The 20739-nt window shown below is 38.5% G+C and carries 13 protein-coding genes; 7 read left to right on the top strand and 6 right to left on the bottom strand.

Annotation, left to right across the window (positions count from 1 at the left end; genetic code table 11):
• The first annotated feature begins 9 nt into the window (after positions 1–9).
• The 4 genes from ACULEU_RS09490 (at position 10) to ACULEU_RS09475 (ending at position 10900) form a co-directional block, all read left to right on the top strand.
• On the top strand, positions 10–1437 hold the full coding sequence (locus tag ACULEU_RS09490; protein WP_445454841.1) for an SDR family oxidoreductase: 1428 nt from the start codon (positions 10–12) through the stop codon (positions 1435–1437).
• A 60-nt stretch (positions 1438–1497) separates the two neighbouring features.
• Positions 1498–2670, top strand: a complete 1173-nt coding sequence (locus ACULEU_RS09485) for a proline dehydrogenase family protein (RefSeq protein WP_445452352.1) — start codon at positions 1498–1500, stop codon at positions 2668–2670.
• A 137-nt stretch (positions 2671–2807) separates the two neighbouring features.
• The gene (locus ACULEU_RS09480) at positions 2808–10709 is read left to right on the top strand and encodes a T9SS type B sorting domain-containing protein (RefSeq protein WP_445452351.1); all 7902 of its coding nucleotides are present in this window, start codon (positions 2808–2810) and stop codon (positions 10707–10709) included.
• Between the two features lie 47 nt (positions 10710–10756).
• Positions 10757–10900 carry a hypothetical protein gene (locus ACULEU_RS09475; protein ID WP_445452350.1) on the top strand — a complete coding sequence of 48 codons (144 nt, stop codon included), beginning with the start codon at positions 10757–10759 and terminating at the stop codon, positions 10898–10900.
• Between the two features lie 77 nt (positions 10901–10977).
• Here the strand turns inward: ACULEU_RS09475 and ACULEU_RS09470 are convergent, their stop codons facing one another.
• Positions 10978–12174, bottom strand: coding sequence for a pyridoxal phosphate-dependent aminotransferase (locus tag ACULEU_RS09470; protein ID WP_445452349.1), 1197 nt, complete (start codon positions 12172–12174; stop codon positions 10978–10980).
• A gap of 154 nt (positions 12175–12328) precedes the next feature.
• On the opposite strand from ACULEU_RS09470, the gene ACULEU_RS09465 reads away from it, so the two are divergent.
• Complete coding sequence (locus ACULEU_RS09465; protein ID WP_445452348.1) at positions 12329–13657, top strand: aspartyl protease family protein; 1329 nt, start codon at positions 12329–12331, stop codon at positions 13655–13657.
• Positions 13658–13715: 58 nt separating this feature from the next.
• Here ACULEU_RS09465 and ACULEU_RS09460 read toward each other — a convergent pair whose 3' ends face one another.
• Positions 13716–14150 (bottom strand): DUF1573 domain-containing protein, encoded by a 435-nt coding sequence (locus ACULEU_RS09460; protein WP_445452347.1) that lies wholly within the window; start codon positions 14148–14150, stop codon positions 13716–13718.
• A gap of 330 nt (positions 14151–14480) precedes the next feature.
• Here ACULEU_RS09460 and ACULEU_RS09455 point away from each other — a divergent pair, with 330 nt between their 5' ends.
• Positions 14481–17108: a valine--tRNA ligase gene (locus ACULEU_RS09455; protein ID WP_445452346.1), complete on the top strand. Its 2628-nt coding sequence runs from the start codon at positions 14481–14483 to the stop codon at positions 17106–17108.
• 57 nt (positions 17109–17165) lie between these two features.
• Here the strand turns inward: ACULEU_RS09455 and ACULEU_RS09450 are convergent, their stop codons facing one another.
• Positions 17166–17339 carry a hypothetical protein gene (locus tag ACULEU_RS09450; protein WP_445452345.1) on the bottom strand — a complete coding sequence of 58 codons (174 nt, stop codon included), beginning with the start codon at positions 17337–17339 and terminating at the stop codon, positions 17166–17168.
• A 263-nt stretch (positions 17340–17602) separates the two neighbouring features.
• Here ACULEU_RS09450 and ACULEU_RS09445 point away from each other — a divergent pair, with 263 nt between their 5' ends.
• A complete protein-coding gene (locus tag ACULEU_RS09445) occupies positions 17603–18253 on the top strand; it encodes a hypothetical protein (RefSeq protein ID WP_445452344.1) in 651 nt (216 codons plus the stop codon).
• A gap of 58 nt (positions 18254–18311) precedes the next feature.
• On the opposite strand, the gene ACULEU_RS09440 is transcribed toward ACULEU_RS09445, so the two are convergent.
• The 3 genes from ACULEU_RS09440 to ACULEU_RS09430 form a co-directional block, all read right to left on the bottom strand.
• Positions 18312–18941: a hypothetical protein gene (locus ACULEU_RS09440; RefSeq protein ID WP_445452343.1), complete on the bottom strand. Its 630-nt coding sequence runs from the start codon at positions 18939–18941 to the stop codon at positions 18312–18314.
• 128 nt (positions 18942–19069) lie between these two features.
• Positions 19070–19489, bottom strand: a complete 420-nt coding sequence (locus ACULEU_RS09435) for a nucleoside-diphosphate kinase (RefSeq protein WP_445452342.1) — start codon at positions 19487–19489, stop codon at positions 19070–19072.
• A gap of 68 nt (positions 19490–19557) precedes the next feature.
• Positions 19558–20730 carry a T9SS type A sorting domain-containing protein gene (locus ACULEU_RS09430; protein ID WP_445452341.1) on the bottom strand — a complete coding sequence of 391 codons (1173 nt, stop codon included), beginning with the start codon at positions 20728–20730 and terminating at the stop codon, positions 19558–19560.
• Positions 20731–20739 lie beyond the last annotated feature (9 nt).

Genomic DNA, 20739 nt, shown 5'->3' with positions numbered 1-20739 from the left:
AAGTACTTTATTAAAATTCTTTTAACAGGAGCGAATGGTTATGTAGGCAGAAGATTATTGCCCGAACTTTTATCGCAAGGTCATGAAGTAATTTGTTGCGTGCGCGACAAGATGCGTCTCGGATTTGATGCAGAAATATTGTCTTTGATATCGATTTGGGAAGTTGATTTTTTAGATGATTTTAATCCGAACAACTGCCCTCAACAAGTGGATGTTGCTTATTTTTTAATCCATTCGATGTCAAGTTCTACGCATGCTTTTGATACTATGGAAGCACGAACTGCTGAAAACTTCAACAAGTATTCTCAGGTTATGAACATTAAACAAGTCATTTATTTAAGTGGAATTGTCAACGATCCTAATTTATCCAAACACATGCTTTCTAGAAACAGTGTGGAGAAGATATTATTCAGTGGCCCACACAAGTTGACGGTTTTAAAAGCGGGAATCATTGTAGGTTCAGGCAGTTCTTCTTTTGAAATTATTAGGGATTTATGCGAAAAATTGCCCGTTATGATTACGCCAAAATGGGTATTGACCAAGACACAACCCATAGCTATTCGCGATGTGATTCAGTACTTAATTGGCGTGCAAAACAGAGTTGATTGTTATGATCAATCATTTGATATTGGCGGACCCAACGTAATTACCTACAAGCAAATGATGCAGCTTTACGCCAAAACGCGGAACATAAAGTTGGCCATTATAACCGTCCCAATAATGACTCCGAAATTATCTTCGTATTGGCTGTATTTTGTGACTTCTACGTCTTATAAATTGGCTATAAATTTAGTCGATAGCATGAAAGTCGAAGTAATTTGTAAAGACAATCGCCTTCAAAAAATGCTGGAAATAAAACCGATTTCTTATGTAGATGCCATCAAATTGGCTTTCGAAAAAATAGAACAAAACTTGGTAATCTCCAGTTGGAAAGACAGTTTAGTGAGCAGTCGTTTTAAAAAAAGCTTAGCTCACTACATCCAAGTGCCCAATTTTGGTTGTTTAAAAGATAGTAAGTCCATAAAAATTGACAATACACAACAAGTACTCCATAATATTTGGTCTATTGGAGGTGCAAAAGGATGGTATTATGGCGATTGGATGTGGCAGTTGAGAGGCGCAATAGATAAACTGTTTGGTGGCGTTGGATTGCGAAGAGGTCGAACTAGCCCTTCAGAATTACACAACGGTGATTCTCTTGATTTTTGGAGAGTTTTATTAGCTGATAAAGAAAATAAACGATTACTTCTTTTTGCCGAAATGCGTGTTCCAGGCGAAGCTTGGCTGGAATTTCGTATCGATGACGATAATGTTTTACATCAAATAGCCACTTTCAGACCTAGAGGTATTTTTGGACGATTGTATTGGTACAGTATGTTACCCTTTCATTATTTTATTTTTAACGGAATGATAAAAAAAATAGCCGCTGCAAACTAGTTTTTTAAAAGAGAATAAATCGTAAAACTCTTTTTATATTTGTGGCATTATTATAAAAAAATGGAAAAAATTTTCAACAATACTCAGACTGCTTTTGCACTCAAAACAGACACCGAATTAGACAGGGCTTATTTTTTATTTAAAATGATAGATAATGAGCCGTTAGTACGCATCGGTACAGCGGTTACCAACTTTGCGCTCAAAGCACATTTGCCGGTAGAAGGATTAATCAGAGCTACTGTTTTTGATCATTTTTGTGGCGGAACTACGGAAGAAGATTGCCTTTCAGTTGTAGATAAAATGTTTACCAAAGGTGTTTCCTCTGTTTTAGATTATTCGGTAGAAGGAAAAGAGGAAGAAGCACAGTTTGATGCGGCGTTGGAAATGACTTTAAAAACGGTCGAATTTGCTAAAGAAAAGAAAGCTATTCCTTTTGCTGTTTTTAAACCAACGGGTTTGGGTCGTTTTTATTTGTATGAAAAAATAGGCGAAAAGCAGCCCTTAACACTAGAAGAACAAAAAGAGTGGAATAGGGTAGTTTCTCGTTTTGATATGATTTGTAAAACGGCATACGAAAAAGATGTAGCACTTTTAATTGACGGAGAGGAAAGCTGGATGCAAGATGCTGCTGATGATTTGGTAACAGAAATGATGCGTAAGTACAACAAAGAAAAATCGATTGTCTTTAATACGCTACAATTATACCGTTGGGATCGATTAGATTATCTGAAGAAACTACACGAGTTAGCTAAAAAAGAAGACTTTTTTATCGGAATGAAATTGGTTCGTGGCGCATACATGGAAAAAGAAAATAAACGTGCAGAAGAAAAAGGGTATCCAACGCCAATCTGTGAAAGCAAAGAGGCAACTGATGTTAATTATGATGTGACTATGGCCTACATGATGGATAATTTGGATGTAATGTCCATTTTTGCCGGAACGCATAACGAATGGAGTTCTTATAAAGTGATTGAGCAAATGCAGCAAAAAGGGATAGCCAAAAACGATAACCGAATTTGGTTCGGACAATTGTATGGTATGAGCGATAACATCAGTTACAACTTGGCAGAACATGGCTACAATGTGGCCAAATATTTACCTTTCGGACCCGTAAGAGATGTTATGCCTTATTTGATAAGAAGAGCTGAAGAAAATACTTCTGTAGCGGGTCAAACCAGCAGAGAATTGAACCTCTTAAAGACAGAACGAGATAGAAGGAAAGCACAAAGATAGCATTGCAAAGCCTCATTTTAATGAGGCTTTTTTATGTTATTTTACCATAAAATAATATTACAGTTCTATTAAAATCATATATTTGACATCAGTTTTTTAACAAAAAATTAATAAATTAGAAGCCCTATTTTTTAAAGATGAAAATAACTACTTTTTTACATAAGCTAGTATTAGTTGTATTACTATCCTTTTCTATTCCAACGCATTCTCAAAATCTTCTGGTTAATGGAGGTTTTGAATTGGGAGGAGCTGGAGTCGGATTCCAGACAAATTATTTTTTACCTGCTACGATAGGAGCCAGTTTTCCAAGAGATTACAACATAATTACTAATCCTAATACTATGAACACGTCTGTATTTTCAAATGCAGGCGATTTCCCCAGTGGAACAGGTAAAATGATGGTAGTTGATGGTTCAACGAGTTCAAGCGATAAATTTTGGGAATTGTTAAATGGTTCTAGTATTGGCGTTGTCAGTGGAAGAACTTATGAATTTACTTATTATATTCGATCTATTTCATCTACAAATACTTTGAGTAATTCTGCCATTATTGATGTTAATACAAACGGTACAACCACAATTCCGCAGCTAATGTCCGGACCTTCAATTTGTCCGCTAGGAAATCCATCTCCATGGACAAAGGTGGTGTACCGATGGACAGCAACAACAAATAATGCTCAAATTTGGTTAACAGATTCTCAAACTTCTGTTGCAGGTAATGATTTTGCTATTGATAATTTATCTCTTGTGGATATTGCTTCCATTTGCCAAACTCCGGTAGTAAGTGTTACACAACAACCAACTTGTGCTGTTCCAACGGGTACTGCTGTATTTACAAGTCCTTTAAATACAGCCCCAATCCCAATACCAACCGATTTATTCATCTCTGAAGTAACCGATGAAAGCTCAGGTGCATTATCATATATCGAAATTTATAACGGAACAGGGACTACCAAAAATCTTACCAATTACAAAATAAAAATCTACAACAACGGAAATCCGGGACCATCGCTGAACTGCGATATTCCTTTGTTAGGTCTTTTGGCACACAATGATGTTTATGTTATTTCTGTTGGTAATTTAGTGAATCAAGGCGGGGTTGTCCCCGATATGGTGGTCAATTTATGTCCAGGTTTTAATACTAATGATAATGTCAGATTAACCACTAGCGCCGATGTCTTGATTGATTTATGGGGAAGGACGGATGGAATCGATTTTACTCCCGGAGGCCTTGATGGTTATACATACAGAAGATTAGCTACCGCACCACACCCAAGCACGGTATGGAATCCTGCAGATTGGATAGCACTCGACCCACAAGATTATACCAATATTGGCATTTATCAAATGACTATTTATGAGTATAGTTTGAATTCAACTACTTATCAATCAAGCCCAACATTCACGGGTTTACCACCCAATACAACATATAATAATGTTACCATTAGAGATGTAATTTCTGGATGTGTTTCTGTTCCGGTATCTATTACAGTAAATCCAGTAACAACGATTGCTGCTCCTACGGTTATACCAATTACTTATTGTCAGAATGCTGTTGCTGTTCCTTTAACAGCTATTGCTACTACTGGCGCCACCTTAAATTGGTATGGAACTAATGCTACTGGTGGAACCGCTTCTGCCACGGCACCAATTCCAGTTACAACAGGTGCTGCTAGTACTACGCCAATTAATTATTATGTCAGCCAAACCATTCTTGGGTGCGAAAGTCCGAGAGCTCTTTTGCCGGTTTATATTGGTCGAAGTCCGCTAGCAGGTGAGGCTCCATTCTTATTTTGTGATGGTGTAAACACTACGGCTACAACTGTAGCTTTTGATTTTAATAACGTTCAATGGCAGGCTAGTCCAGTTTTGTATCAGTCAAGCTGGAGTTATATCTATACCGTTAACGGAGGACCTCCTGTTTCAGGAACCCATACGGGCGCTTCTAACTTCAATGTTCCGGTACCTTCTCCGGGTTCAGAAGTAACCTTTACGATTACGTGGAATGGCATTTGTGGCGTTCCAACGCTAACACGTACTTGCTATGCCGATTGTCTTGTAACACCGGTATTAGCTATTACGAATCCGGCAGCAGTTTGCGCACCCAATACGGTTGATATTACTGCAGCTGCAGTTACCGCGGGAAGTACAGGTGGCGGAACATTAACCTATTGGACGAATTTGGCAGCAACAACTCCTCTGGCGAATCCGAATGCGGTTGCTGTTGGCGGAACTTATTATATTAAAAGTGCTGTAGGAAATTGTTCTGATATTGAAGCGGTAACGGTTTCTATTGGTACAACACCATCATTAACGATTACCAATCCGGCGGCAGTTTGCGCACCTAGCACAGTCAATTTAACATTGCCAGCAGTTACCGCGGGAAGCACAGGCGGGGGAACATTAACCTATTGGACGAATTTAGCAGCGACAACACCTTTAGCGAACCCGAGTGCCGTTGCAGTGGGTGGCACCTATTATATAAAAAGTACTCTCGGAACTTGTACCGATGTGGAACCTGTTGTGGTTATTATCAATCCAACACCATCATTAACGATAACGAACCCGGCAGCAGTTTGCGCACCCAATACCGTTGATATCACGGCAGCAGCAGTTACTGCAGGAAGCACAGGTGGCGGAACATTAACCTATTGGACGAATTTAGCAGCAACAACTCCTCTGGCGAATCCGAATGCGGTTGCTGTTGGAGGAACGTATTACATCAAAAGTACTTTAGGCACTTGTATCGATGTTGAAGCAGTTACGGTTACTATTGGTACAACACCATCATTAACGATTACCAATCCGGCAGCAGTTTGCGCTCCTAATACAGTCAATTTAACATTGCCAGCAGTTACCGCGGGAAGCATAGGAGGCGGAACATTAACCTATTGGACGAATTTAGCAGCGACGACACCTTTAGCAAATCCGAATGCGGTTGCTGTAGGCGGAACCTATTACATTAAAAGCACAGTCGGAACTTGTACCGATGTGGAGCCTGTTGTGGTTACTATAAATCCAACACCATCATTAACGATAACGAACCCGGCAACAGTTTGCGCACCCAATACCGTTGATATCACAGCAGCAGCAGTTACTGCAGGAAGCACAGGTGGCGGAACATTAACGTATTGGACGAATTTAGCAGCAACAACTCCTTTGGCGAATCCGAATGCGGTTGCTGTTGGAGGAACGTATTACATCAAAAGTACTTTAGGCACTTGTATCGATGTTGAAGCAGTTACGGTTACTATTGGTACAACACCATCATTAACGATTACCAATCCGGCGGCAGTTTGCGCACCTAGTACAGTCAATTTAACATTGCCAGCAGTTACCGCAGGAAGCACAGGAGGCGGAACATTAACCTATTGGACGAATTTAGCAGCCACAACACCTTTAGCAAATCCGAATGCGGTTGCTGTAGGCGGAACCTATTACATTAAAAGCACAATCGGAACTTGTACCGATGTGGAGCCTGTTGTGGTTACTATAAATCCAACACCATCATTAACGATAACGAATCCGGCAGCAGTTTGCGCACCCAATACAGTTGATATCACGGCAGCAGCAGTTACATCGGGAAGTACAGGCGGAGGAACATTAACGTATTGGACGAATTTAGCAGCAACAACTCCTTTGGCGAATCCGAATGCGGTTGCTGGTGGAGGAACGTATTACATCAAAAGTACTTTAGGCACTTGTACCGATATTGAAGCAGTTACGGTTACTATCGGTACAACACCATCATTAACGATTACCAATCCGGCGGCAGTTTGCGCACCTAGTGCGGTCAATTTAACATTGCCAGCAGTTACCGCGGGAAGCACTGGTGGTGGAACATTAACCTATTGGACGAATTTAGCAGCGACAACACCTTTAGCGAACCCGAGTGCAGTTGCATTAGGTGGCACTTATTACATTAAAAGCACAGTCGGAACTTGTACCGATGTGGAGCCGGTTGTAGTTACTATCAATCCAACACCATCATTAACGATAACGAATCCAGCAGCAGTTTGCGCACCCAATACCGTTGATATCATGGCAGCAGCAGTAACTGCAGGAAGCACAGGTGGCGGGACATTAACCTATTGGACGAATTTAGCTGCTACTACACCATTAGCGAATCCGAATACGGTTGCCGTTGGAGGAACGTATTACATCAAAAGCACTTTAGGCACATGTACCGATGTTGAAGCAGTTACAGTTACTATCAGTAATTTAAGTTTAGTGATTACTAATCCAGCTCCAGTATGTTCACCTAACACAGTTAATATTACATTACCAGCAATTACAGCCGGAAGTATTGGTGGTGGCACATTAAGTTATTGGGCAGATTCAACGGCAACCACAGTACTTGTTAATCCAACTGCAATAGCTGTTGGAGGAACCTATTATATAAAAAGTACAGTAGGCTCTTGTACTGATATTGAGCCAGTAGCAGTAAGTATTAATGCTAATTTCAGTGTAAGCAATCCACTTCCATTACAAAGATGCGATCCAAATAATGATGGTTTTGAAACTTTTGATTTAACACAAACTATCAATAGTATCACAGGTGGAAATCCAACTTATACAGTTAGCTTCCATGAAACCCAACCTGATGCCTTTATTAATGGAACTGCAATTCTAAATCCTTCTAGTTATGAAACTATTATTCCTAATCTTCAAACCATTTATATTAGGGTGTCTTCATCTGGATCTTCATGTTTTCAAATTGTAACCCTTCAATTAATTTCAAACCCAACTCCTGAAGCTGTAGATCCTGCAGATTATGAGTTATGCGATGACAATCAGTTAACACCGGCTGATATTGGATTTGAGAATTTTAATTTAACAACTAGAATTCCGGAGATATTGGGAGGTATAAGTCCAACGACCGTAAATGTAACGTTTTATAACAACTTTTCTGACGCTCAATTAGGAACGGGTAACATTACCAATGTAACTTCTTATCCAAACGGAACTATCAACTCAGAAACGATTTATGTTAGGATAGAATTTAGAGCTACTGGCTGTTTTGATATTGTACCGTTAACCTTGGTGGTTAATCCGTTACCAAATTCACTACAACCGAACTATCCACAATATTCGGTATGTGATAACGATCAAAGCCTTATTGGTTATGAAGTTTTTGATTTAAACAGCAGAGTAAACAGTATTCTATTGGGGCAACCGGGTATGACTGTTACTTTTTATGAAAGTTTTCCAGCAGCTCAAAACGGCACTACCGTAGGACAGATTTTCAATTTGTTTTACCAAAATACCGTACAGTATGTTCAAACTTTAGGCGTTGTTATCACCAATCAAGCAACAGGTTGTCGTGTGGTTTCTTCGATGGATATCCGAGTAGAGCCATTGCCAACCTTAGTTCCGCCTACCACACCGTATACGATTTGTGATCAGGATCAAGATGGAATAGCAACATTTAATTTAAATAGTCTACTTCCGGGCTTATTGGGTGGAGTAGGAACGTACATTGTTACTTTCCATGAAACACAAGATGATGCTGATAATAATGGTACTAGTATTCCAAATCCGGCGTCGTATGACAATATCGTTCGTTATGTTCAGACTATTTATGTCAGAGCCGAAGATGCTATCACGGGCTGCGTTAGTGTTATACCCCTTGTACTAAATGTTAACCCAAGTCCAGTAGCACCAGTGTTGTTAGACGATATTGTAATCTGTGATACGGACAGCAATACTCAAAATGCCAGCACTATAGTAGATTTAACCCAACGTACAGCGGATGTCTTGGCACAACAGCCCTCATCAGGAAGCTACACGGTTACCTATTATACCAATCCTACAGATGCCCAGATAGGAGCAGGAAGAGAAATCATTCCAGCTACAGCTCATCTTGGAGATGATGGTGATACGATTTGGGTTCGTGTAGAAGACGCCCTTACGCAGTGCTTCAATATTGGTTCGTTCCAATTGGAGATCAATATCCCGTTATTACTTACTACACCAACACCACTGAGTATTTGTGATGATGATGCTACACCGAACAATCAATTCACGGCCTTTGATTTAACTGTAAAAGATGCCGAGATTAGTCAAAATCTAAATACTTCAGGCTATACAGTAACGTATTACTCAAGCTATGCTTTAGCACAGGCTGGAGGAGCAAGCGATATTCCAGATTTTACGAATTATACTAATGCCCCATCACATCCAGCAGTACAAACCCTAGGCGTTGTAGTGACTAGCCCTGATGGCTGTACCAGTGTTACGAGTTTGGATATCCGAGTACTTCCGATACCAACACCACGTACCAATCCACCAGCATTGACACCACAATGTGACTACAATAGTCCTGGAGATATGTTGGAGGTATTTGATTTAACGGTAAACGAAGCATACATTGCCAATGGCGTGACCAACCTTACCTTCCATTATTTCCCTACTCGTTTAGATGCGGAGAATAATACCAATGAAATCATTCCGGCTACTACAGCACTAGTGGGTAGCAATGTATTTATCCGAGTAGAGAATACTCAGGTGGATTATCTAGGAAACCGCTGTTATGTTATCGTGGAGCAAGCCTTAACGGTGAACCCGCTACCAACAGTAATACAGCCTTTGAATCCTTACAGAGCTTGTGATGACGATGCTGATGGTATTACAGTCTTTGATTTATCGAATCCGTTATTGGCACCACAGATATTGGGTAGTGCTACTACAGGACAATTGCCAGCCGATTATACCATAAGCTATTACTTAACGGCAGTAGGCGCCAATCCGGCAACCAATACCGGAGAAACACCACTACCGGCAAGTTATATCAATACGACATCACCTACTACCCAAACGATTTACATCCGTGTAGTGAACAAGGCTACAACTTGTGTAAACGCTACAGGAACACTAAATCTTGTAGTGGAGGATTATGCTGTGGCTAATGCTGTAACCCCTTATGATGCGTGTGACAGCGATACGCCAGATCCGTTTGATGGCGTGGAGGTACTTAATCTTGAGACACTGTGGAATGCAGAGGTGTTGGGGACTCAAAACCCAGCCATTTTCTTAGTGAGTTATTATATGGTTGATCCGACACTTAATCCAACAGCAATACCGCTTAGCTCGGCAGAGGCACAAGCTTATCAGACCGATCAGGATACGGATACGATTTGGATAAAAGTAGAGAATAGTAGCAACAGTATTACTCCGTTCTGTTCTGCCGTTACTCAGGCCAGTATTCGAGTAGAGCGCAAACCGAATCCTCAAATACAAACAGCCAACGGTATCACAAGCATCTGTGTTGATTTTACCGATGACACGGTACTTCGAGAACTGACCTTGAATAGTGGCATTGCCAATCCTGCAGATTATACCTTTGAATGGTTTGAAGTAGGCGATATGACTACTGTTTTGGGAACAGGATCGAGCTATACCGTAAATACGGCATTAGCAGGCGGAGGTGACAGAACCTATGTGGTGCATGTAACCAATAACTATAGTAACAGTTTAAACTGTGATTACACTTCAGCACCATTTGTGGTACGTCAGTCAGGTCCAGCGGTTGTTCCAACGGGAACAACCGGATTTGTGGTAACCAATGCCTTTAGTGATTCTCAGAGTATTGTGGTGAACATCCAAGGGTATAGTGCTAATTATCAGTACAGTTTGGATGATGGTCCAAGACAAATTAGTAATGTGTTTGAGAATGTTTCTTTTGAGCCACACATTATCCATGTTTGGGATATGACTGATGGCGTTGCGTATAGTTGTGATGAGTTGGAGATTCGCTTTGCACAGACGATTGATTATCCACATTATTTTACACCGAATGGAGACGGCTTTAACGATACTTGGTTTATCCGAGGATTGCAAGACCAGCCAGGCGCTACTATCTATATCTTTGACCGTTATGGCAAACTCTTGAAACAGATTAGTGCCGCAGGAATAGGGTGGGATGGAACGTACAACGGACACCTATTACCGTCAGATGATTACTGGTTTACGGTTGATTATATTGAACCGGGCACGTCAGCACTGCGACAGTTTAAAGCTCACTTTACCTTGAAACGATAAACGAAAAAGGATACACAAAACCCCGTCTGTTAAGACGGGGTTTTTTTATGGTTGAAAGAAAATCAATAGTTGATTCTAGCCCCGACAGCAGTGGAAATCCTTTTTTATTGTTGAATAAAAACCCGTTCGACTACGCTCAGGGCAACCAACAATACAAAAGATTGCAACGTATGGCGGGAGCAGTAGTGTAAAGTAGCAACTAGTGGTGCTACTGAAAAAGAAAACCATCCCTCAACGGAATGGTTTTATATGGAATTTAATACCAAAATTACTTTTTATTATAAACTTCTAGAGCCTCTTTTAGGATGGCTACTGAGCGAATCAAATCATCCTTTTTCAGTACATAAGCGATTCGGACTTCGTTTAAGCCCACATTGGGAGTAGAATAAAATCCGGCCGCAGGTGCTACCATTACGGTTTCCTTGTTATTGTCATAGGACTCGAGCAACCATTGTGCAAAGTCATCCGCATTTTTTACAGGTAATTGGGCAATGCAATAAAATGCCCCTTTTGGAGTGGCTACTTTTACGCCGTCAATTTTTTTCAATTCGGTAATCAAAGTATCTCTTCTTTCCTTGTATTCAGAAATAACATCATCAAAATAACTTTGTGGAGTATCTAAGGCTGCTTCACTGGCAATTTGGGCATAAGTTGGTGGACTTAATCTTGCTTGCGCAAATTTCATTGCCGTACTCATTACCTCTTTATTTTTGGACACAATACATCCGATACGTGCGCCACACATACTGTATCTTTTGGAAACAGAATCTATCATAATGGCATTTTGTTCAATGCCCGGTACATTCATAACGGAGTGATGTTTTTCGTTTTCGTCGTAGATAAATTCACGGTATACTTCATCGGCAATTAAAAATAAATCATGTTTTTTTACGATGGCTGCTAACTGTAAAATTTCTTCTTGAGAATACAAATAACCGGTTGGGTTTCCCGGGTTGCAGATTAGGATTGCTTTTGTTTTAGGAGTAATTAATTTTTCAAAAGCCGCTATTGGAGGTAAAGCAAAACCTTCATCTATAGTTGAAATTACGGGAACCACTTTTACTCCGGAAGCGGTTGAAAATCCGTTATAATTAGCATAGAAAGGTTCCGGAATGATGATTTCATCACCAACATCCATAGTACTTCCCATAGCAAATAATAGCGCTTCAGAGCCTCCAGTTGTAATAATGATATCGGCAACATCTATGGGTAAACCGTGAGATTTGTAGTAAGCTGAAAGTTTGGTTCTGTAGCTTTCAAAACCTGCAGAATGACTATATTCTAATACTTTAATATCAGCATTTTTTACAGCATTCAAAGCTACGTCTGGAGTTTTAATATCAGGTTGCCCAATGTTTAAATGGTATACTTTATTGCCTTTCTTTTTTGCAATTTCTGCGTAGGGAACTAATTTTCTGATTGGTGATTCAGGCATTTGTTGCCCTTTTTGGGAAATCTTTGGCATATTTTTTTATTTGAATTAGTTTGTCAGTTCATGAAATAGTGAATGCAAATTTGCGACTTTTTTACTTGGGAAGCAATGCTTGACGTTAGATATAATATGTTAAAAGCGGTCATAACAGCAAATTATTTTTTATTTTTAAAGCAAAATCAACCTAATGCATTTGAAACAACTTATCTTTTTTCTGCTATTTTCGGTTTATAGCTTTGGTCAGTCAGAATTCCTGATAAGTAATCATAAGAAGAAAGTTGTCATTCCCTTCAAGTTTATAAATAATTTAATCTTCATTCCAGTAAATGTGAATGGGGAAGAATTGACCTTTTTACTGGATACTGGAGTAGAACAGACCATTCTTTTCAGCCTTGATGAAAAAGAAGAGGTAAAGTTATTTGAGGTTGAAAAGTTAAAACTAAAAGGATTGGGTAGCATGGAACCTATTGATTCATATAAGTCTTCCAAAAATAAACTACAGATAAAAGCACTTATCGATACTAATCATGAGATTTATATCATCCTTGACCAAGAATTTAATTTTTCCTCGCAAGTTGGGATTCCAGTGAATGGTATTCTTGGCTACAATTTTTTCAAAGATCATATTGTTGAAATTGATTATGAAAGAAAAAAACTTTTTGTTTACAGTCAAAATCACAAAAAAATACAAGCCAAGTTTTATAAAAATTTTGAAAAAAGTGCCATCACTGTTGAAGACGGAAAGCCTTACTATGTATCAAATCTTGTAGCCGAAGGAAAACAAGTTCCTGCAAAATTATTAATTGATAGTGGTAACAGTGATGCGCTATGGGTTTTTGCATCGAGAACCGATGTAATTAAAATACCCTCAAAGAATATTTTAGATTATCTGGGAAGAGGATTTAGCGGAAGCGTTTACGGAAAGAGAGGCAGAATTAATAGTTTTGATTTTGGAACAAAGACTTTTGAGGAACCTTTGGTAACGTTCCCAGACTCTGCTTCTATTCGGAGCGTAAATTTTGTCAAAAATAGAATTGGTTCGATAGGAAGTGAAGTCCTTTCCAGATTTAGCGTGGTCTTTGATTATAAGAATCAGATCATGTATACCAAACCGAATGCTAAAATTAACGATCCCTTTCATTTTAATATGAGCGGAATTGAAGTGGAACACGCTGGTTTGGAATGGGTAAAACAGTCCATTGACGATAGATCAGCTTCCGGAATCAAAGTCTATACCGATGCCAACGCAGAAAAATTTCAGAACAATCTAAAAGTTCATTTTGAACTTAAACCCGTTTTTAGTGTGGCGAGTGTTAGGGTTAATTCTGAAGCGGAGAAAGCCGGAATCAAAGTAGGTGACCGTATTACAAAAATAAACCATAGAATAGCACACGGATTAACGATACAAGCGATAAATGAACTTCTGAAATCGGAGGAGGGAAGAACCATAGAAATCGAAGTGGAGCGAAATGGTAAAAAATACAAGTTCAAATTCCAACTAAGGAAAATAATATAAAAAAATCCCGCCTTTATTATTAAAAAGACGGGATTCTATAACTGAATAAAATATTTTTTTACTGCATCATTGGACTGCTTGACTTTTTTTCCAAAAGATTAACCACTGGTTTTACTACAACTTCTCCTTTGATTTTAATGGCAACGCGTCCTTCATCTACATTCACTGCATTACTTTCTACCGTAATTGTTTTTCGGATTGGCCCCGGATTCATGTTATATTTTACATCAATCTTTCCTGTTTTCCCTGGCTTAATAGGTTCTGTTGGTTTTGATGGAACCGTACAACCGCAAGTCGATTGCACATTGGTAATAATCAAATCGGCATCACCGGTATTGGTGAATTCAAAAGAGCGGACACCATCGTCGTCGTCTTTGTTAGTCGTTCCGTAATCAATCGTGTTGTCTTTGTCTTTGAACTCAATTTTGGGTCCTTTTTGAGCAAAAACCACCGCGTTCACAAGCATAAAAGCTATAAGTAAATATTTTTTCATAAGTCAAAAGTGTTAATCTGTTGCTAAAATTACTCCGTTTAAATTAATACACAAAAAATTAATTCTTAATTTTTTCTAAAGTCTTTATTAGTTACTTTTGCATTTAAATTTACAAAAAGTGTACCAAGCGCAAATAACCTTATTTTTCCAGCATTGCCAATCGCCCGATTCTTTTGAGCGAGTCTACGGTTTGTGTCTGTAAACCCTTTTCCCGCTTTACGAGCTACAGGGTAGCTTCTTCAATCGGGGCTAGGAAAATACTATCAGAATTTTTGTAATCAATGCGGCTTCTCACACAGAAGTCATTTCTAAATTTAAATTTCATATTCAATGATACCTGCACAATTTAACGCCAAAGAAGTAGAAAAAAAATGGTACGACTACTGGATGAAAAACAAGTATTTTCATTCCAAACCAGACCACAGAAAACCGTATACCATAACCATTCCACCACCTAATGTGACTGGAGTGTTGCACATGGGGCACATGTTAAACAACACCATTCAGGACGTTTTAATCCGTCGTGCCCGATTAAAAGGATTCAATGCTTGTTGGGTTCCCGGTACAGACCACGCGTCTATAGCCACTGAAGCAAAAGTGGTAGCCAAACTTAAAAGTGAAGGCATCAACAAAAATGATTTGACTCGAGAAGAATTCCTGAAACACGCCTGGGATTGGACCGAAAAATACGGTGGCACCATTTTAGAGCAATTAAAACAATTGGGATGTTCGTGCGATTGGGACCGAACCAAATTCACCATGGACGAAGACATGAGTGCTTCCGTTATTAAGTCATTTGTAGATTTGTATAACAAAGGCTATATCTATCGCGGTTACCGAATGGTCAACTGGGATCCTGAAGCTAAAACCACCTTGTCTGATGAAGAGGTTAATTTTGAAGAAAGACAAGGAAAACTATACTTTTTAAAATACCAAATCGAGGGCAGTTCCGATTTTCTGACCGTAGCGACAACACGCCCGGAAACTATTTTTGGAGACACCGCTATTTGTATCAATCCAAATGATGAGCGTTTTGCACATCTGAAAGGAAAGAAAGCCATTGTGCCTATTTGCGGCCGAGTTATTCCTATTATCGAAGATGAGTATGTTGACATAGAATTCGGTACAGGATGTCTAAAAGTTACGCCTGCGCACGATATGAATGATAAGACATTAGGCGAAAAACACCACCTTGAAATCGTAGATATCTTCAATGATGACGCTACACTGAACTCTTATGGAATGCATTATCAAGGCAAAGACCGATTTGTAGTTCGTGAAGAAATCGCGAATGAGTTGGAAAATATCGGAGCTTTAGCTAAAACAGAAACACATTTAAACAAAGTAGGAACTTCCGAAAGAACCAAAGCGGTAATCGAACCACGCTTATCCGACCAATGGTTTTTGAGTATGGAAGAGTTGGTAAAGCCAGCTATTAAAGCGGTATTGGAAACAGAGGAAATCAAATTATATCCGTCACGTTTCAACAATACGTACCGACATTGGTTAGAAAATATTCGAGATTGGAATATTTCTCGTCAGTTATGGTGGGGACAACAAATCCCAGCTTACTTCTACGGAGATGGTAAAGAAGATTTTGTGGTAGCCGAAAACATAGAGGACGCGTTACAATTGGCAAAAACCAAAAGTGGCAACCAACAACTAACAACCGACAGCCTTAAGCAGGATGCAGATGCATTGGACACCTGGTTTTCTTCCTGGTTATGGCCAATGGCTGTTTTTGGTGGAATTTTGAACCCTGAGAACGAAGACTTTAAATATTATTATCCAACAAATGATTTGGTGACTGGACCGGATATTTTATTTTTCTGGGTAGCACGAATGATCATTGCGGGTTATGAATATACCGGAGAAAAACCGTTTAGTAATGTATATTTGACAGGTTTGGTTCGCGACAAGCAACGCCGTAAAATGTCTAAATCATTAGGGAATTCACCTGAACCATTGGAACTTATTGAAAAATTTGGTGCCGATGGCGTTCGAGTGGGATTATTACTAAGTGCTTCAGCCGGAAACGACATCATGTTTGATGAAGAATTATGCAACAACGGTAAAGCTTTTGCCAATAAAATATGGAATGCCTTTCGATTAATCAAAGGTTGGGAAGTTACAGATATTCCGCAACCAGAGAGTTCTAAAGTGGCTATCGAATGGTATGAAGCCAAGCTACAGCAAACTTTGGTTGAAATAGAAGATCACTTTGAAAAGTATCGATTATCCGATGCGTTAATGGCGATTTACAAATTGGTTTGGGATGATTTCTGTTCGTGGTTCCTTGAAATGATTAAGCCGGCATATCAGCAACCAATAGATAAAGTAACCTTTGATAAAGCTATTGCAATGTTGGAAGCTAATTTAAAATTATTGCATCCATTCATGCCTTTTTTAACAGAGGAGATTTGGCAACACATCGCAGAGCGAACTCCTGAGCAAGCATTAATTATCGCTGAGTATCCTAAAATGGAGTCGTTCAATGAAGCATTAATTGCTGATTTCGAATTTGCTTCGGAAGTGATAGCTGGTTTAAGAACGATCCGAAAAGAGAAAAACATTGCCATGAAAGAGGCTATCGATTTAAAAGTAATCAACAATGAAAAAAGCACTACTTATTTCGACAGTATCATCATGAAACTTGGCAATATAGTTGCTTTAGAATATATATCGGATAAAGTAGATGGAGCGCTGACCTATCGTGTAAAATCAAATGAATATTTTATTCCGGTTTCCGGAACTATTGATATAGCAGCCGAAATTGTGAAATTGACCGAAGAGTTAAAGTATACGCAAGGATTTCTTCGCAGTGTTCAAGGTAAATTATCTAACGAGAAATTTGTTGGTGGCGCACCAGAAAAAGTTTTGGAAATTGAGCGTAAAAAAGAAGCTGATGCTTTGGCAAAGATTACTACCATTGAGCAGAGTTTGAAAAGTCTCCAATAATATGAAAGTCCCTTGAACAGGGACTTTTTTTTTGCTTTTAATTTAATAACGATTTTTTTATTTTTTTCCGGATAGTTTGGCAATGATAAATATAATCACAGCAATTACTGCTATGACGATAAATATTCCAAATCCCATTCCGGCTTTAAAGATACCTTCAACAACATCACAGCTTGAGAAAAAGAAAGCTATAAAAATAAAAGTGGCCGATAATTGTATCTGATTTTTCATAAGTTACTGTTTTTAGTATTATTAATGTATGCCGTAAAATTAAATTTTGAGAAAGTTCCATTTGTTATACGTTTTTCCATATAGTTTATAGAATTATGGACTTGATTGATGTTGTGAGACTATTTTTTTAACATCCTATTGTTGAAAAGTTGCATTTCATCGATTTTTGCGGTTTTACATAGGAAAAAAGCATCATTAAACACCACTGTAAGTAACTTTGATGTACCCCAAAGCATAAACAACCGTTTTTAAATTGCGTTTATATGAAAAATAATGCCCATTTTTTTATAGCAATAGCAAGTGCTTTTTTCTTTAATGGCTTTGCCCAAAGCAGTCCAATAGCTAAAGATTTCGCTTCTGAGAACGACTTAGCTGTAGTGTCTTATCATGTAGAAGAACGAATCAACATGAACTTCGGAGGTAGTATTACAACCTATAATGTCCCCAATTTAAGTTTGGTGAGTGATAAACAAATGGTTGGAAATAATGTTAGAATCATCACTCCAAAATATGCCAAAATAAGAGCGAAATCTATTGCTACAACAATAATGAGTAATAGAGAACCGAAATCCTTGACTAATCTTAGCAATGTCACTTCAAAGCTTGTTGACGCTGAAATTATTACGACAAGTCAAAGAAAAAGACTTTACGTTGACATTGATGTTGTTGGAACCTATGAAAGAATAATGGATAAAGGGTACAAATCTGTCGCCATGATTACTAAAGTTGCAGACAGGCACTTTTTTGATGGTGATTTGGTACTAGCCGCTAAATGGTATACAGAACTTTTTAATACAACGACATCGGAATTAGAAGCAGTTTACTATTATAGATATGCACAATCCTTATTGGCTGTTGGTCAAATAAAGAAAGGCAACGAAATGATGCGAATATTCGAGAGTAAGAGTTTATGACATAAAAAAAATCCCATTTCTTTGAAATGGGATTTTTTATTTATCTAATTTTCTGTATTTAAATCTTGTAGGCTATGTTGAAATATAAAGCATTGACTTGTTCCATTTTTTGAGCAATACCGTTTTTCTTCATCTTGCTAATGTCACTTTGACTGTGTATTCCAATTCCCAAATCCATTACATCTGAAAGGACAAATTTCGCTCCAATTTGAGTAGACAGACCAAAGTTCCAACCAAGATTTTTAGATGTGCTATCGCCAGAAATGGTTTCTAATTCTGACTTTAATAGGGTGTTAGCATATATTCCTCCTCCAACGGTTAAAAATATTCTCGAATCGGAACCCTCTTTATCAAAAATAGTAAAATCGCCAAGTGCTGTTATAGGAATTTGTAGATAACTATTCTTAATACTAGCAGTGTTTCCGGAAATAGTCACATTACCATTAAATTCCGAATAGTTTAATCCGGTAGCTAAGTCCCAATTCTTCCCCATTCTAAAGGATACAAGTCCTTCTGCCGAATTGATATTCCCATGTATAGTTACAAAGTCAGTTTGTTTTAGTTTGGCAAATCCTAATTTAGAACTGATGATGAACGCTATTTTGCTTTTATCAGTTTCTTGCGTTGTTTGTGCTTTGGCATAAAAGGATAGCATAATTACCAAGCCAAGGATGATTTGTTTTTTCATAAATAATTGATTTTTGGATGTTGATACTACAATAACGAAAGAATTATTTGTTTAGTATAGTATCATAAAAAAACCTCACTAAAATCAAGTGAGGTTTTTATGTTAAGCGAAGTACTTTTAATTTTCTATTAGAACTGCTCTCTACCTGCAAAATGGAAAGCACTTTCGATAGCGGCATTTTCATCACTATCAGAACCGTGAACAGCATTCTCACCAACAGAAGTGGCATATTTTTTACGGATAGTTCCTTCCGCTGCTTGAGCTGGATTGGTAGCTCCAATTAAAGTTCTGAAATCTTCTACAGCGTTATCTTTTTCCAAGACAGCGGCAACGATTGGTCCACGTGTCATGAATTCAACCAATTCTCCGTAGAAAGGTCTTTCAGCGTGAACAGCATAAAATGCTTTGGCATCAGCTACTGTTAATTGTGTTAATTTCATTGCTACAATTCTGAAACCACCTTCAGTAATCATGTTTAGTATTCCACCAATGTGTCCATTTTCAACACCATCTGGTTTAATCATTGTAAATGTTCTATTCGTTGCCATTTTTTGTTTGTTTTTAATTTGCGTGCAAAAGTATACTTTTTATACCATTATTAAAAACAGATTGACCATCAATTCCGGATAATTTTTTGAACCGTAAAGTCGGAGCCTGATTTTACTTTCACAAAATAGATACCCGGAGTTAAATTAGCGCCATTTAATTGGACCTGCATTGCATTAGGAGCAAAAGACTGAATCATTTTTCCGGTAACATCAAAAAGTTCAATTCGGTCTATAGTAGTTGTATGAGCAACATTCCAAGTCGCTTGTGTTGGATTTGGATAAATTGTTACTTTCAAACGTGAGTTTTCTACATTGGATAAGGTAGAAGTAAAAGAATAGTCGCCGGTGCTTCTATCAAAAGCAACATTATAGGTACCTGCAGTTACAGGAATATTTGGTCCACTTTGAGTTCCGGTTCCGTTTGGAAAATCTGTCGAACCCCAATTCGTTTGCCAAGTATTATCTTTTCTGAATTTTACCAAACCATCAGTTAGCGTTAAATTGAGAATAGTATAAGTAAATCCATCCGTAGTTGTCAAGTCAGTGTCCTCACTAGTAAAACCACTAAGCGCTGTTCCCAAAATACCCACACTTGGATAGGTAAAACTGTAAGCTCCTGTAATTCGATTAAAAGAAACAAACCACTCTCCACCAATCACAGGGATACTAGGACCGGTTAATTGTGCTGTTCCTGATGGAAATGCGGTACTTCCCCAAACATTAACCGTAGCATCATTGGCTCTAAAATAGGCTGTGCCACTACTAAAATTGAAGCCAGATAACGTATAGTTTATCCCGTCAAGTGTTGTCATATCTACGTCTGCTCCTCCAAATCCGTTTTGAGAATCGACCGCTGGTCCCCAGATTCCGATACTAAAAAAACCAGAAGGTATAAAAGTATAGGTTCCATTACTTCTGTTGAAGGTAATGTCATAAGTACCAGCCTGAGTCATGATATTGGCTCCGTTCAATGTAGCGGTGCCCGATGGCCAATTGGCATTTCCCCAGTTGATTGCCCAATCATTATCCTGCCTGAATTTTAATCCGGTTGTTGCAGGATCTGTTGCAGTTGTCAAGACAACATTGTTTAAGGTGTAAGTTATGTTATCGGTAGTTGTCATGTTGGTATCTATTCCCCAGCTTCCCGATGGGCTAGTACTTCCGATAATTGAAATTACCTGTCCATAATTTAACTGACTGTAAAATAGTAAGGCAAGAAGTAAACGTAAAGCTTTTTTCATAATGTTAGA

The sequence above is a fragment of the Flavobacterium sp. 25HG05S-40 genome, from assembly GCF_052654735.1.
The sequence above is the reverse complement of the archived record's forward strand: the minus strand, read 5'-3'. Positions and strand labels throughout refer to the sequence as shown.